We start from the raw sequence: 16008 nt of genomic DNA, 5'->3' as shown, positions 1-16008 counted from the left end.
TTCCTTTCCCGGAAGCTGAGGGCCTGCTATTTCCTGAAATTAAAGAGATGAAAAATGTCTGAATTAAAAATTGCCGTCAGCGCTTCCTGCCCTGATTGTTTCACAACCACACGCGCTATTATTGACACCCACGGAACTAAATTTATTGATGTCGCCGCCGCGGTATTATCCCTTAACGATATTGCAGAGGGAAAACTCGACGATATTGCAGCGACGGGCTATAACCTGCCGGTGTTTATCGCCATTAATAAAGAAGAGATCGTACCTGCGGAAACGCTGGCCCGCATTCATGGCGTCTTTGAGCACGATGAAGCTCGTAGCGAATTCTACGGCCGCCAGCTGGAAGCCGCAGCAAACAAATACGAAACCCAACTTCGTCCGCCGTTTTTCCGCGCGCTGGTCGACTACGTCAACCAGGGCAACAGCGCATTCGACTGTCCGGGGCATCAGGGCGGAGAATTTTTCCGTCGTCATCCGGCAGGTAACCAGTTTGTAGAGTACTTTGGCGAGACGCTGTTTCGTTCAGACCTCTGCAACGCTGACGTGGCGATGGGCGACCTTCTCATCCACGAGGGCGCGCCGTGCGTGGCGCAGCAGCATGCGGCGAAAGTCTTTAATGCCGATAAAACGTACTTCGTTCTCAACGGGACATCTTCCTCAAACAAAGTGGTGCTTAACGCGCTGCTGACGCCAGGTGATTTGGTGCTGTTTGACCGTAATAATCACAAATCTAACCACCACGGCGCGCTGTTGCAGGCGGGTGCCACGCCGGTGTATCTGGAAACCGCCCGTAATCCCTACGGCTTTATTGGCGGCATCGACGCCCACTGCTTTGAAGAGCGCTATCTGCGGGAGCTGATTAGCGAAGTTGCCCCGCAGCGAGCCCGTGAAGCCCGGCCGTTCCGCCTGGCGGTTATTCAGCTGGGCACCTACGACGGCACCATTTATAACGCCCGCCAGGTGGTCGATAAGATTGGGCATCTGTGCGACTACATTTTGTTTGATTCAGCGTGGGTCGGCTACGAGCAGTTTATTCCAATGATGGCCGACTGCTCGCCGCTTCTGCTGGAGCTGGATGAAAACGATCCGGGGATCATGGTGACTCAGTCCGTGCATAAGCAGCAGGCTGGCTTCTCGCAAACCTCGCAAATCCACAAAAAAGACAGCCACATTAAGGGTCAGTCTCGCTACGTGCCGCATAAAAGGATGAACAACGCCTTTATGATGCACGCCTCCACCAGCCCGTTCTATCCGCTGTTTGCCGCCCTGGACGTTAACGCTAAAATGCATGAAGGCCAGAGCGGGCGCAACATGTGGATGGATTGCGTCACCAACGGCATTGAAGCCCGTAAATTGATTCTTGAAAACTGTCATCATCTTCGCCCGTTTGTTCCGCCGGTCGTTGATGGCAAACCCTGGCACGCTTATCCGACAGAAGAGATTGCTAACAACCTGCATTTCTTCCATTTCGTTCCGGGCGAGCGCTGGCATGCATTTGAAGGCTATGCAGAGAATCAGTATTTCGTCGATCCGTGCAAACTGCTGCTGACCACGCCGGGCATCAACACCGCCAGTGGCGAGTATGAAGATTTCGGCGTTCCGGCGACCGTACTTGCCAACTTCCTGCGTGAAAACGGCGTGATCCCAGAGAAGTGCGATCTCAACTCCATTCTGTTCCTGCTGACGCCTGCCGAAGACATGGCCAAGCTGCAGCAGCTGGTTGCGCTGCTGGTGCGTTTTGAAAAACTGCTCGATGAAGATGCCCCTCTTCAGGAAGTGCTGCCTTCGCTTTACCGGCAGCACGAACAGCGCTACGCCGGGTACAGCCTGCGCCAGCTGTGCCTGGAAATGCATCAGCTTTACGCGCGGCATGACGTGAAGCAGCTGCAAAAAGAGATGTTCCGCAAAGCGCATTTCCCACAGGTTAGTATCGATCCTCAGAGTGCTAACTACGCCTACCTGCGCGGTGAAGTCGAACTGGTCTCTTTGCCGCAGGCGGAGGGAAGAATTGCTGCCGAAGGCGCGCTCCCTTATCCACCGGGTGTGCTGTGCGTGGTACCGGGTGAAATCTGGAGTGGTGCCGTTCTGCGCTATTTCACCGCTCTGGAGGAAGGCATCAATCTGCTGCCCGGCTTCGCACCGGAGCTACAAGGGGTTTACATCGCAGAAGTGGATGGCCGCAAACAGGTATGGTGCAACGTCATTAAAACGCGTAACGCCCACCAGCCGCTGCTGAAAGGGGAAACATTATGAGTAAATCTAACAAGATGGGAGTCGTTCAGCTCACCATCCTGACCATGGTTAACATGATGGGCTCAGGGATAATCATGCTGCCGACCAAGCTCGCCGAGGTTGGCACCATCTCGATCATCTCCTGGATGGTGACCGCGGTAGGCTCCACGGCGCTGGCATGGGCCTTCGCGAAATGCGGGATGTTCAGCCGTAAATCCGGCGGCATGGGCGGCTATGCGGAGTACGCTTTTGGCAAATCCGGCAACTTTATGGCCAACTACACCTACGGCGTGTCGCTGCTGATTGCCAACGTGGCGATTGCCATTTCCGCCGTGGGCTACGGCACCGAACTGTTCGGCGTCACGCTGAGCCCGTTGCAGATTGGGCTCGCCACTATTGGCGTGCTGTGGCTGTGCACCATTGCCAACTTTGGCGGTGCGCGCATCACCGGCCAAATCAGCAGCGTGACCGTATGGGGTGTGATCATTCCTGTGGTCGGCCTCTGCGTCATTGGCTGGTTCTGGTTCAGCCCGACGCTCTACGTTGAGTCCTGGAACCCGCACCACGTTCCGTTCTTTAGCGCAGTAGGCTCTTCTATTGCAATGACGCTCTGGGCGTTTCTCGGTCTGGAATCTGCCTGTGCCAATACCGACGTGGTAGAAAACCCGGAACGCAACGTACCGATTGCCGTGCTCGGCGGCACGCTCGGAGCAGCGGTGATTTATATCGTTTCCACCAACGTTATCGCCGGGATTGTGCCCAACAGCGATCTGGCAAACTCCACTGCTCCATTCGGGCTGGCATTTGCGCAGATGTTCACCCCGGAAGTGGGCAAAGTCATCATGGGGTTGATGGTGATGTCGTGCTGCGGCTCTCTGCTTGGCTGGCAGTTCACCATCGCGCAGGTGTTCAAATCCTCGGCGGATGAAGGCTACTTCCCGAAAATATTCTCTCGCCTCTCCCGCGCTGAAGCGCCGGTTCAGGGGATGCTGGCGATTGTCGTCATCCAGTCAGGTCTGTCGCTGATGACCATTAGCCCGTCGCTGAATAACCAGTTCAACGTGCTGGTCAATCTGGCGGTGGTGACCAACATCATTCCTTATATTCTGTCGATGGCGGCGCTGGTTATTATTCAGAAAGTGGCAGAGGTCGCGCCGGGTAAAGCGAAAGCAGCGAATGCGGTGGCGTTTCTTGGGGCGATGTACAGCTTCTATGCGCTCTACTCGTCAGGTGAAGAAGCGATGCTGTATGGCGCGATCGTGACCTTCCTGGGCTGGACGCTCTACGGGCTGGTGTCGCCTCGTTTTGAGCTGACCAATAAACACGGCTGAAACATGCCCGGTGGCGCTTGCGCTTACCGGGCCTGCCAATCAGCATGACTCTGCAGGCCGGGCAAACGAACTGCCCCCGGCATAAAAAAATGGCCCGGAAGCGCTAACGCTGGCCGGGCCTGTTTCATTGCTGAACGTCAGGCGTTCTTCAGCACTTCGCTGACAATCTCTACCGCTTCTTTCTCAATCAGCTTACGGTGTTCCGCGCCGAGGAAGCTTTCGCAATAGATTTTGTACGCATCTTCCGTACCGGAAGGACGCGCCGCAAACCAGCCGTTTTTGGTCATCACTTTCAGGCCGCCAATGGAGGCACCGTTGCCCGGCGCAGCCGTAAGACGAGCGGTGATCGGGTCACCCGCCAGGGTATCGGCGCTGACCATTTCAGGGGAAAGTTTTGACAGCGCGGCTTTCTGCGCAGAGGTTGCCGATGCCTGTAAACGGTTGTAGCTTGGCGCACCGAAGCGATCAGCGAGTTCGTCGTAATGCTGCTGCGGGTTCTTGCCGGTCACGGCTGTGATTTCAGCCGCCAGCAGGCACATAATGATACCGTCTTTATCGGTTGACCACGGCGTGCCGTCGAAGCGCAGGAACGACGCGCCCGCGCTCTCTTCGCCGCCGAAGCCGAAGCTGCCGTCGAACAGACCGTCAACGAACCATTTGAAACCTACTGGCACTTCCACCAGCTTGCGGCCCAGGTCTTCCACCACGCGGTCAATCATCGCAGACGATACCAGCGTTTTGCCGACGGCCACGTCCTGGCCCCACTGTGGACGATGCTGGAACAGGTAGTTGATGGCAACGGCCAGATAGTGGTTTGGATTCATCAGACCCGCGGGGGTCACAATGCCGTGACGGTCATAATCCGGATCGTTGGCGAAGGCCAGATCGAATTTTTCACGCAGCGCCAGCAGGCCCGCCATCGCGCACTCTGAGGAGCAGTCCATGCGGATTGCGCCATCTTTATCGAGGTGCATAAAGCGAAAGGTCTGATCGACGTGATCGTTAACGATGGTCAGATCGAGCTTGTAGAACTCAGCAATACGCTTCCAGTATTCAATCCCGGAACCGCCCAGCGGATCAACGCCCAGCTTCAGGCCGGCTTTCTGAATCGCTTTGATATCGACGATATCCGCCAGCCCTTCAATGAACGGCTGCACCAGATCCTGTTCTTTAATGTGGCCGGACGCATAAGCCGCATCCAGAGAGAGACGCTTCACGCCCTTCAGGCCATCGGCCAGCAGCGCGTTGGCACGGTCTTCCACCACTTTGGTCACGTTGGTATCAGCCGGGCCACCGTTAGGCGGGTTATATTTAATGCCGCCATCTTCCGGTGGGTTGTGCGATGGCGTGATAACGATCCCGTCCGCCTGCGCGCCGCCCTTCTTATTATGAACCAGGATAGCGTTAGAGATGGCAGGGGTTGGCGTGTAGCCGTTATTTTCCTGCACGATCACGTCGACACCGTTAGCCGCCAGCACTTCCAGTACGGAAATGATCGCCGGCTCTGACAGCGCGTGGGTATCCTTACCTACGTAGCACGGTCCGGTGACGCCATTTTTGGCACGCTCTTCCGCAATCGCCTGGGCAATCGCCAGAATATGCGGTTCGTTGAAGCTATGACGACCTGCACTTCCACGGTGGCCGGAGGTACCGAATTTCACCGCGTGTTCTGCGTTACCCACTTCCGGCTTCAGCACGTAGTACTGAGACGTCAGCTGGGCGACATTGATCAAATCACTCTGTTGTGCAGGCTGGCCTGCACGGGGATGAGTTGCCATTGCCTGGTCCTTCTTATGCAAGGGTTAGATAGTGCCGCAAACCTTCTCAATCAGCTCCGCAGGGAACTGCATTGACTGCATGATGTGCTCCACCATGCTGCATTTACGACCGGTATTGGTATTGGTGATCACCCAGTATGGGGTTTCAGGCACTTGCTTAGGCTTGGTCTGGTTGCCGTTTTTCAGCAGCGTCGCTTCATCGGAAGCGAAATAGACGCGCGTGCGCCCGTGCAGCGACTCTGTGGCCTCGGCAAATGCTTTGTTGTCTAAGGAGTAAAGTGTAGTCAGCACCAGCAGGAAGCGGTTGACCGCTTTTTTCTGCTCGGCGTATTCATCAGAAAGGAGCAGTTCACGCACGGCGCGGACGTTGTCCTTCGGAGAAGAGGCTTTTTTCACCGCCGCCGCAACGACCGGCGCAGCGCTCGGGGCCGGGGTCTCTTTGACAACGGGGGCTGCACTCTGGGCTACGGCAGAAATTTTCAGCATGCGCCGTAAAATGTCGGATGCGCTCTCGCCAATGTGCTTAGTGTGGCTGGCAATAAAGCCATAGAGTTCGTCATCAACTTCGATCGTTTTCATCTTAATCCAGTGATATTTCTTTGCTGAATACAAGTCGTTGGGATTATAGGGACAAAACCCAACAGCGGATAGCGTGTCGGCAAAAACTCAGACGACTACTGAGTGTTGCAGCCGGGCGGCAGAATGTTCAACATGATACCCTAACCCGACGTAGCGAAAAAAAGAACTTTGCCATGAAATTAAACAGCCGAGCGCAATCTGCACAAAACCAGCACACTAATTCTCCCATCGTCCTCGTTCACGGCCTTTTTGGCAGCCTGGACAACCTCGGGATCCTCGCCCGCGACCTGGTTACCGACCACGATATTTTGCAAGTCGACATGCGCAACCATGGCTTGTCGGAAAGAAGCCCGGACATGAACTATCCGGCAATGGCTCAGGATTTACTTGATACGCTGGATGCTCACGATATTGAGCAGGCCACCCTGGTTGGGCACTCCATGGGCGGCAAGGCGGTGATGGCGTTTACCGCCCTGGCACCGGAACGCGTGGGAAAACTGGTGGCTATCGACATTGCGCCAGTGGATTATCAGGTGCGTCGTCACGATGAAATTTTTGCCGCGATTAACGCGGTGACGGAAGCGGGCGTTTCCACACGACAGCAGGCCGCCGAAGTAATGCGGCAGCATATAAAGGAAGAAGGCGTGGTTCAGTTCCTGTTGAAGTCCTTCGTCGGTGGCGCATGGCGCTTTAACGTGCCGGTTTTGTGGGATCAGTATCCGCATATTGTCGGCTGGGAGACGATTCCGGCCTGGGACCACCCTGCCCTGTTTATTGCAGGCGGAAATTCTCCGTACGTCACCACCGAGTATCGCGACACGCTGCTGGCACAATTCCCGCAGGCTCGTGCACACGTGATTGCCGGTGCCGGGCACTGGGTCCACGCTGAAAAACCGGACGCGGTACTGCGCGCTGTTCGCCGCTATCTGGCGGAATGATTAAAATCCGAGCAAGCAAGCGCCATTGTGGCTCCCGGCGTTGGCGTGGGGGTTTCGCTGATGTATGATTGCGCGCTATCTGCGCCGGGCCTGTCGTCCGGCGGCTTGTTTCCCCGAAGTCACTCTGAATCATGGCAAAAGAACAAACGGACCGAACGACATTAGATTTGTTCGCAAACGAGCGTCGCCCGGGAAGGCCGAAAACCAATCCGCTCTCGCGCGACGAACAGTTACGCATTAATAAGCGTAATCAGCTGAAGCGCGACAAAAGCAATGGTCTCAAGCGCGTTGAGCTAAAGCTCAATCACGAAGCGGTCGATGCGCTCAACGAGCTGGCTGAAGCCAGAAACATGAGCCGCAGCGAGCTGATTGAAGAAATACTGATGCATCAGTTGGCTGCGTTGCGAAGCCAGAAACTCGTCTGAAAATCCGACAAAAAATCACTTTCATGTAGCAGAGAGTGCAGTCCGGCGCGATTGCGGTTCCCGCGCCCTTCTCCTCCTGCTATCATTGCCTTTATCTGTGGGCAACATTCCACCATCATTTCATTACGTTTCAAGAGGTTATTTTACTCATGGCAATTACAGGCATTTTCTTCGGCAGCGACACCGGCAATACCGAAAATATCGCGAAGATGATTCAGAAGCAGCTTGGTAAAGATGTAGCTGAAGTGCATGACATTGCCAAAAGCAGCAAAGAAGATCTTGAAGGCTTCGATATTCTGCTGCTGGGTATCCCGACCTGGTACTACGGTGAAGCACAGTGTGACTGGGACGACTTCTTCCCGACGCTGGAAGAGGTAGACTTCAACGGCAAACTGGTGGCCCTGTTCGGCTGCGGCGACCAGGAAGATTACGCAGAATACTTCTGTGATGCGCTCGGCACCATCCGCGACATCATCGAACCACGCGGCGCAACCATCGTCGGCCACTGGCCAACGGCGGGTTATCATTTCGAAGCGTCTAAAGGCCTGGCCGATGACGATCACTTTGTGGGCCTGGCCATCGACGAAGACCGTCAGCCGGAGCTGACCGCTGAGCGCGTTGAAAAGTGGGTTAAGCAGATTTCTGAAGAGCTGCACCTCGAAGAGATCAAAAACGCCTGATAAACGTATGGCGCAGCGCTCAGGTTGCGCCGTATTAGCGATAAGTTCCGTAAAATTAATAGATAAAAGCAATCAAATTAATCGCTACAAATTTTTAACTTTTGAGCACATGTCTGTACAATGTCAGCTGTTTTAACGAGGTCGGATGTTTCGCTTTGCAGATGATGCCTCGTTTCTGAAAAGCATACTTTGCTCAGGGTTTGCAGTTTTCATTTAGACTTCGCAGTTCTATAATGAGACGCATTATCCTGAATTCATTCTTAGTAATACTTCCAATAAGGAAGTGTATCGCCTAGCAACAGGACTGATTCCGCATGACTGACAACAATATCGCATTAAAGAAGGCAGGCCTGAAAGTCACGCTTCCGCGTCTTAAAATTCTGGAAGTGCTTCAGGAGCCGGACAATCACCATGTCAGTGCGGAAGACCTCTATAAGCGCCTGATCGATATGGGCGAGGAAATTGGTCTGGCAACGGTTTATCGCGTTCTGAACCAGTTCGACGATGCCGGAATTGTCACCCGCCACAACTTCGAAGGCGGTAAATCTGTTTTCGAACTGACTCAGCAGCATCACCACGATCACCTGATCTGCCTCGACTGCGGCAAGGTTATCGAATTCAGTGATGACTCGATTGAAGCACGCCAGCGTGAAATCGCCACCAGGCACGGCATTCGTCTGACTAACCACAGCCTTTATCTTTACGGCCACTGCGCTGAAGGCGACTGCCGCGAAGATGAACACGCCCACGACGCCGCCGATAAATAATCGACGCTCGTGCAAAAGCAAAAGCCAACCTGACGGTTGGCTTTTTTTATGGGCATATTTTGGGGCAAAAACAGAGTTGAAATAAGGCTTACGGCGCGGGGGTATTGTTGCTGCGAATTTCCTGCCAGATTTTATCGCAGCGCGCCTTCACTGCCTGATCGTTACCCGTACGGGTCGCCTGGATACACTGCTGATAATCCAGCGTGCGCACCGTTTCCTGTTCGGCAAACTGCTTGTGCTCCTTCTCCTGCTTCAGCACATCCAGCACGCTTTGGCAGGCTTCAATCTTATCCGGATTGCCTTCCGCGGTATTAATACAGGCGCTGTAGGCGGCTTTCAGCTTGCTGTCTTCTTTCGGTGCCTGCGGCTGTGCACAAGCCACCAGCCCGGACGCCATAATCGCGACGAGAATCAATTTTTTCATGATACGACCTCATGGTTACGCGGCAGGCATCGTGCCCGCCGCGTCGCTTATCAGAAGATGGTGAACGGAGCGATAACGATGAATTTCACGTCGCGCTCATCCTGGAACATGTTGCCGTAGCCACCGCCCCAGCTTGGGATATCTGAATGGTTGTCGTACTGAGTGAAGTGCAGCTTGAACAGCGTGCCTTTGGCGCGCCCTTCCTGGACGGTGTACATCGCATCGAGACTGTAGGAAGACTCTTTGATTTTGTTTGAGGCAATGCTCTCTTTCTGCCCTGCGCTGTTGATCATCCAGTCCGCCGGTTTAGCATCCCACGCGTAAACGTAGGAAGCGCCCACCGCCCAGCCTGGCAGGTTCCAGTTTTTCAGGTCATACATTCCGCCGAAGAACACGGCTTTTTCGCCGTTGGCGTTGAAGTCGGAACGGTTATCCCACCAGATATCCAGACGACCGTTGGAGGAAGCATAGGTTGGCGTCATACGCTGCAGGAAGAAGCCCTGCTGGCCTTCTGCCTTAACCCATGTCCCTTCGAGGCGCAGGTCAACCACGTCAGCCACTTTGTAGCCGAAGGTCAGAGCCTGTAACCATGCGGTACCGTCGTAAATATCGTTGACGGTGTTTTTATCTACGGTGTCACGTGCACCATAGAACTGGTAGCTGGTAGAAAGTGGCGTACCGGCCACGTCGAATTTGTAGCTGGCTTTGGCGAAGTACTGATCCATAAAGCCCTGCGCCTGACCAAATGCGGCTTCCAGAACGAGGTCATTTTTAAAGTCGTACTTCGCACCGATGGAGTGGAGATAATCGACTTTGGTTTTCCTGTCATTCTGGTAGAACTTGTCGGTTTCAAGGTGCCATGGTGCCTTGTACTCGTTGGTCCACATGTACGAGAAGCTCAGCGCGCCCGCATCACCGTAGTCAAAGTTCGCCCCGGCTTCAGCACCCTGATAGGTGCCAGGCATAAAGCTCCAGTGCGGCGCTAACAGCGTCTGGCCGGTTGGCTGAATGTAACCCGCACGAGCCCAGGCAGGCCCAAGCTTAAATTTCGCAGCGGCTTTATAAAGGCTAATCCCGCTCTTATCACCGGAGTAGTCTTCGTCGTAGCCCTTATTGATAGAGGAAAACGCGATTTCGTTCGGGTGGCCGCTTTCGGCAGATTCGGCCATTTCGATTGCGGTAAAGGCGGCGATATCAAGCCCGATGAAATCAGCGGCGAAGCCAGACTGGAAGTCGAGGTTGGCGTTCCAGGTCGAGTGAGAAAGGTTGGTTTTGTACTTGTCACCGTCAGTGACGTCTTTACGGTCACGCTCACGCTGCCAGTAATAGATGCCGCCGGTTAACGTTGAATCGTCTACGAATCCTGCTGCACTGGCCTGCGGAGATGCAACCCAGCCCGACATTGCGGTGACGGCGGCAATAGCCAGCGCCAGCGTACTACGTTTGCCACTGAACGTACGCATGTGTATATCCTCTTTGACTTTAAAAACGCCGTCGCAAAAGGCGAAAGCGATAAAATAAGCACTGCAAAAAAGTAGCGAGGCAGAAAGGGCCTGACGCTATGTCAGTAGACTATTTTTCGCGACGCGAATTATCAATCCTTTTTCCGCACGAATGCGCAAGAGTATGACAGTGCGCACATATTTGATTGCGTTTTGTTACAAAGTACAAGTGCGAGACAAAATGGCAGGAACCGCTAATAGCAGGGGTTTGTCAGCAGCCCAGTAAATGGGGCAGGTGGCAATATGTAACAGAGCCGATAAGTGTTTCAGTAGCAGAAATGAGATTATTTCGCATCGCGAAAATGGCATAAAAAAAGCGCCGCACGAAGCGACGCTTTCAGGACTTAAAGCAGCAAGCTTACTCGCCCGCTTTCGCCCAGGTATCGCGCAGGCCAACGGTGCGGTTGAAGACCAGCTTATCAGCGGTGCTGTAACGGCTGTCGAGGCAGAAGTAACCTTCGCGTTCGAACTGATGCGCAACGCCCGCCTTAGCGGCTTTCAGGGAAGGTTCAGCGTAACCCTGTTTGATCACCAGAGAGTCCTGGTTGATGACGGACAGGAAGTCCTCCGCGGCACCCGGGTTTGGCACGCTGAACAGACGATCGTAAAGACGAATTTCAACCGGCAGCGCATGCTGTGCGCTCACCCAGTGAATAACGCCTTTCACTTTACGGCCATCGGCCGGATCTTTGCTCAGGGTGTCGGCATCGTAAGTGCAGAAAATAGTGGTGATATTGCCTTCTGCATCTTTCTCAACGCGTTCCGCTTTCACCACGTAGGCATTGCGCAGACGCACTTCTTTACCCATCACCAGACGCTTGTACTGCTTGTTCGCTTCTTCGCGGAAGTCAGCGCGATCGATCCAGATTTCACGGCTGAACGGCACTTCACGGCTGCCCATTTCCGGTTTGCTCGGATGGTTCGGCATGGTGACGATTTCGCCTTCGCCCTGGTAGTTTTCGATAACCAGCTTAACCGGATCGATAACGGCCATCGCGCGCGGTGCGTTCTCGTTCAGATCTTCACGAATGCAGGATTCCAGCGACGCGATTTCGATGGTGTTATCCTGTTTGGTGACGCCGATACGCTTACAGAATTCACGGATGGACGCTGCGGTGTAGCCACGACGACGCAGGCCTGAAATAGTTGGCATACGCGGGTCATCCCAGCCTTCCACATGCTTGTCGGTGACCAGCTGGTTCAGCTTACGCTTGGACATCACGGTGTATTCCAGATTCAGACGAGAGAACTCGTACTGACGCGGATGAACCGGAATGGAGATGTTATCCAGTACCCAGTCGTACAGGCGACGGTTGTCCTGGAACTCAAGCGTACACAGGGAGTGAGTAATCCCTTCCAGCGCATCGCTGATGCAGTGGGTGAAGTCGTACATCGGGTAGATGCACCACTTACTACCGGTCTGGTGGTGATCGGCGAATTTGATGCGGTACAGCACCGGATCGCGCATTACGACGAAGGATGACGCCATATCAATTTTGGCGCGCAGGCACGCTTTACCTTCTTCGAAACCGCCGGCGCGCATTTTTTCAAACAGCGCCAGGTTCTCTTCCACGCTGCGATCGCGGTACGGGCTGTTTTTACCCGGCGCAGTCAGCGTGCCGCGGTATTCGCGGATTTCTTCTGCAGAGAGTTCATCGACATACGCCAGACCTTTATTAATAAGCTCAACGGCGTACTGATGCAGGGTATCGAAATAGTCCGAGGAGTAGCGGATATCGCCAGACCAGTGGAAACCTAACCACTCGACGTCATTTTTGATCGATTCAACGTATTCGATGTCTTCCTTCACCGGGTTGGTGTCATCGAAACGCAGGTTGCACTGACCCTGATAGTCCTGGGCGATGCCGAAGTTCAGGCAGATCGATTTAGCGTGACCGATATGCAGATACCCGTTCGGCTCTGGCGGAAAACGGGTGTGAACGGTCGTGTGCTTACCACTGGCCAGATCCTCATCAATAATCTGGCGAATAAAGTTAGTCGGGCGGGCTTCAGCCTCACTCATCGCGGGTTCCTCAAGGCGTAAACAACATATAACGGCATATGATCTTATAAGCCGGACGTAGTGACAACCCTTAGTTACGGAAAATACGTATCTGATGAAAATAATGGGAGCATTTGCTGCAAAAAAAAGCGGCGGAGGAATTCCCCCGCCGCTAAGGCACATAAGATTTACTCAGGAACGATTATTTGCCTTTAATCTCATACAGCGGCGTGACGCCTGCAACGACCTGACCCTGCGCCTTGATTACCAGGCCGCTGAAGTCGTCGATATTGCTGCACACCACTGGACTGATCATGGAGCGTGCGTTGGCGTTCAGGAAGTCCAGATCCATTTCCAGAACCGGCTGACCGGCTACCACTTCCGCACCCTCTTCCACCAGGCGAGTAAAGCCCTGGCCGTTCAGCGCAACGGTATCAATGCCCATGTGGACAACGATTTCCGCGCCTTTTTCGGTTTCGAGGCAGAACGCATGGTTGGTGTTGAAGATCTTAACGATGGTGCCTGCTGCCGGAGAAACGACGGTTTTCTCCGTTGGTTTCACCGCTACGCCGTCGCCGACGGCTTTGCTGGCGAACGCTTCATCAGGAACCTGCTCCAGAGCAACAACATCACCGGTAACCGGGGATACCAGCGCAGCAATAGTCGCTGCTGCGTTTGGTACAGCCTGTGGTTTTACCGCTGCTGGTGCCGCCGCAGCAGGAGTTGCTTCTGCTGCGGCAACGTGGCCGGTGGTTTTCATCGCGTTAGCAATTTTTTCTGCCACGAAGCCCACGATAATCTGCACGCTGGTTTTGTTCAGACGAATCACACCGGACGCACCGAGACGTTTGGCCAGCGCTTCGTTAACCAGAGAAGAATCCTTCACGTTCAGACGCAGACGGGTGATGCACGCGTCGATACCGGTCAGGTTATCAGAACCACCTACGGCAGCAATGTACTGACGAGCCAGCGCGGATGCATCCTGCTCTTTGCCGGTGCTCACATTCACGTCCTGACCATCTTCTTCGCTACCGGCAACCGCCAGTTCACGACCTGGCGTCATCAGGTTGAATTTGGTGATGGTGAAGCGGAACACCACGTAGTAGATAACGAAGAACACCAGGCCCTGAGGGATCAGCATCCACCAGTGCGTCGCCAGCGGGTTACGCGAGGAGAGCACCATATCCACCAGACCGGCACTGAAGCCGAAACCAGCAATCCACTGCATGCTCGCCGCGATAAACACGGAAATACCCGTCAGCACAGCGTGGATGAAGTACAGCACTGGTGCCACGAACATGAAGGAGAACTCCAGAGGCTCGGTGATACCGGTGAAGAATGCCGCGAAGGCACCCGCCATCATGATACCCAGCACTTTGGCTTTGTTTTCCGGACGTGCGCACTGGTAAATCGCCAGCGCAGCACCTGGAAGGCCGAACATCATGATTGGGAAGAAGCCTGCCTGATAGCGACCGGTGATACCGACAACCGCTTTACCGGCTTCGATAGACTGCGCACCGCCCAGGAAGTTAGGGATGTCGTTAATACCGGCAACGTCAAACCAGAATACGGAGTTCAGCGCGTGGTGCAGACCAACAGGGATCAGCAGACGGTTGAAGAACGCATAGATACCGGCGCCCGCAGAGCCCAGTTTCTGAATGTGCTCACCGAAGCTCACCAGGCCACCGAAGATAACCGGCCAGATGTACATCAGCAGGAACGCAACGGCGATCATCAGGAAGGAGGTCAGGATAGGTACCAGACGGCGGCCGCTGAAGAACGACAGCGCTTTCGGCAGCTCAACGCCGCTGAAGCGGTTGTACAGCTCAGCAGAAATAATACCGACAAGGATACCCACGAACTGGTTTTCGATCTTACCGAAAGCCGCCGGGACCTGCTCCAGAGGAATCTTCTGGATCATCGACACCGCTGCCGGAGAGCACAGGGTGGTTAAAACGAGGAAACCAACAAAGCCGGTCAGCGCAGCTGCACCGTCTTTATCTTTGGACATACCGTAAGCCACACCGATCGCAAACAACACGGACATATGATCGATGATGGCCGAGCCAGATTTGATAAACAGCGCCGCTAAGGCGTTATCGCCGCCCCAACTTACCGGGTCAATCCAGTAGCCGACACCCATCAGGATGGCTGCGGCAGGCAGCGTGGCCACTGGCACCATCAGTGCGCGGCCCACTTTTTGTAAATAACCTAGAACACTCACTTTTCTTCCCCCTATGAGACCCCGATCCGACTTCGTTAAAGCCGTATTTTTATAGTGTGACTATCTTAAAAGCACAGCGACATACCACTTGCTTTGAGAGTGTGTGGAAAATTAATTCGTCTCGCAAATTAAACGCACCTTTTTTGTGATTTTTATCACCAAATATCGTCATCCCCCCCTCATCCGACTGGCTAACAGGGAAAACTTATTTTATCATTCGAAAAATCAGGACGGATTGCCCCCTCTCGTTGCCAAACCAGGTTACTCTTAACTGAGATTCGGTGCCAATCCGCCAACCGTTTATATTAACTATTGAGGTGAACAATGAGACTGATTCCCCTGGCGACAGCAGAACAAGTAGGCAAATGGGCCGCCCGTCATATCGTCAACCGCATCAATGCGTTTAAACCAACGGCGGATCGTCCGTTCGTTCTGGGTCTGCCAACCGGCGGCACCCCGCTCACAGCATACAAAGCTCTGGTTGATATGCATAAAGCGGGCCAGGTTAGTTTCAAACACGTTGTCACCTTCAACATGGACGAATATGTTGGCCTGCCGAAGGAGCATCCGGAAAGCTACCACAGCTTCATGCACCGCAACTTCTTCGATCACGTTGATATTCCAGCTGAAAACATTAACCTGCTGGATGGCAACGCGCCAGACATCGACGCAGAGTGCCGCCAGTACGAAGAAAAAATCCGCTCCTACGGTAAAATCAACCTGTTCATGGGCGGCGTGGGCAACGACGGTCACATCGCATTCAACGAACCTGCCTCTTCCCTGGCTTCCCGTACCCGCATTAAAACCCTGACTCATGACACCCGCGTGGCAAACTCCCGCTTCTTCGACGGCGACGTGACTCAAGTGCCTAAATACGCACTGACCGTGGGTGTGGGTACGCTGCTGGACGCAGAAGAAGTGATGATTCTGGTGCTGGGCCACCAGAAAGCACAGGCGCTGCAGGCCGCCGTTGAAGGTAACGTCAACCATATGTGGACTATCAGCTGCCTGCAGCTGCATCCGAAAGCGGTCATGGTGTGTGACGAGCCGTCCACCATGGAGCTGAAAGTGAAGACGCTGAAGTACTTCAACGAATTAGAAGCTGAAAACATCAAAGGTCTGTAAT

General features: G+C 54.2%; 13 protein-coding genes. 7 read left to right on the top strand and 6 right to left on the bottom strand.

Annotation, left to right across the window (positions count from 1 at the left end):
- Positions 1–54 precede the first annotated feature (54 nt).
- Together speF and potE are read left to right on the top strand one after the other, a co-directional pair.
- Entirely contained in the window at positions 55–2253 is a 2199-nt protein-coding gene (gene speF / locus AB1287_RS04815) for an ornithine decarboxylase SpeF (RefSeq protein WP_435617110.1), read from the top strand.
- The gene (gene potE / locus AB1287_RS04810; protein WP_435617109.1) at positions 2250–3563 is read left to right on the top strand and encodes a putrescine-ornithine antiporter; all 1314 of its coding nucleotides are present in this window, start codon (positions 2250–2252) and stop codon (positions 3561–3563) included. The genes speF and potE overlap by 4 nt, the downstream gene beginning before the upstream one ends.
- Positions 3564–3700: 137 nt before the next feature.
- On the opposite strand, the gene pgm is transcribed toward potE, so the two are convergent.
- Together pgm and seqA are read right to left on the bottom strand one after the other, a co-directional pair.
- The gene (pgm, locus tag AB1287_RS04805; protein ID WP_435617108.1) at positions 3701–5341 is read right to left on the bottom strand and encodes a phosphoglucomutase (alpha-D-glucose-1,6-bisphosphate-dependent); all 1641 of its coding nucleotides are present in this window, start codon (positions 5339–5341) and stop codon (positions 3701–3703) included.
- A gap of 24 nt (positions 5342–5365) precedes the next feature.
- A complete protein-coding gene (gene seqA, locus AB1287_RS04800) occupies positions 5366–5920 on the bottom strand; it encodes a replication initiation negative regulator SeqA (protein WP_435617107.1) in 555 nt (184 codons plus the stop codon).
- A gap of 173 nt (positions 5921–6093) precedes the next feature.
- On the opposite strand from seqA, the gene ybfF reads away from it, so the two are divergent.
- The 4 genes from ybfF (at position 6094) to fur (ending at position 8730) form a co-directional block, all read left to right on the top strand.
- The gene (ybfF, locus tag AB1287_RS04795) at positions 6094–6858 is read left to right on the top strand and encodes an esterase (RefSeq protein ID WP_435617106.1); all 765 of its coding nucleotides are present in this window, start codon (positions 6094–6096) and stop codon (positions 6856–6858) included.
- Between the two features lie 131 nt (positions 6859–6989).
- Positions 6990–7283 carry a LexA regulated protein gene (ybfE, locus tag AB1287_RS04790; protein ID WP_312629190.1) on the top strand — a complete coding sequence of 98 codons (294 nt, stop codon included), beginning with the start codon at positions 6990–6992 and terminating at the stop codon, positions 7281–7283.
- Between the two features lie 149 nt (positions 7284–7432).
- On the top strand, positions 7433–7963 hold the full coding sequence (gene fldA, locus AB1287_RS04785; protein ID WP_312629191.1) for a flavodoxin FldA: 531 nt from the start codon (positions 7433–7435) through the stop codon (positions 7961–7963).
- Between the two features lie 314 nt (positions 7964–8277).
- The gene (fur, locus tag AB1287_RS04780; protein WP_097164769.1) at positions 8278–8730 is read left to right on the top strand and encodes a ferric iron uptake transcriptional regulator; all 453 of its coding nucleotides are present in this window, start codon (positions 8278–8280) and stop codon (positions 8728–8730) included.
- Positions 8731–8818: 88 nt separating this feature from the next.
- Here the strand turns inward: fur and chiQ are convergent, their stop codons facing one another.
- The 4 genes from chiQ to nagE all read right to left on the bottom strand — a co-directional run bounded on the left by chiQ (position 8819) and on the right by nagE (position 14882).
- Complete coding sequence (gene chiQ / locus AB1287_RS04775; RefSeq protein WP_312629192.1) at positions 8819–9154, bottom strand: ChiQ/YbfN family lipoprotein; 336 nt, start codon at positions 9152–9154, stop codon at positions 8819–8821.
- A gap of 50 nt (positions 9155–9204) precedes the next feature.
- Positions 9205–10617: a chitoporin ChiP gene (gene chiP, locus AB1287_RS04770; protein WP_312629193.1), complete on the bottom strand. Its 1413-nt coding sequence runs from the start codon at positions 10615–10617 to the stop codon at positions 9205–9207.
- Between the two features lie 397 nt (positions 10618–11014).
- Complete coding sequence (gene glnS, locus AB1287_RS04765; protein WP_312629194.1) at positions 11015–12679, bottom strand: glutamine--tRNA ligase; 1665 nt, start codon at positions 12677–12679, stop codon at positions 11015–11017.
- 181 nt (positions 12680–12860) lie between these two features.
- The gene (gene nagE, locus AB1287_RS04760) at positions 12861–14882 is read right to left on the bottom strand and encodes an N-acetylglucosamine-specific PTS transporter subunit IIBC (protein ID WP_435617105.1); all 2022 of its coding nucleotides are present in this window, start codon (positions 14880–14882) and stop codon (positions 12861–12863) included.
- A 324-nt stretch (positions 14883–15206) separates the two neighbouring features.
- Between nagE and nagB the strand changes: the two genes are divergently transcribed.
- Positions 15207–16007: a glucosamine-6-phosphate deaminase gene (gene nagB / locus AB1287_RS04755; protein WP_312629203.1), complete on the top strand. Its 801-nt coding sequence runs from the start codon at positions 15207–15209 to the stop codon at positions 16005–16007.
- Position 16008: the final 1 nt, after the last annotated feature.

Origin of the sequence: Scandinavium sp. UTDF21-P1B (genome assembly GCF_040750395.1) — a bacterium.
Lineage (GTDB): Bacteria > Pseudomonadota > Gammaproteobacteria > Enterobacterales > Enterobacteriaceae > Scandinavium.
The sequence above is the reverse complement of the archived record's forward strand: the minus strand, read 5'-3'. Positions and strand labels throughout refer to the sequence as shown.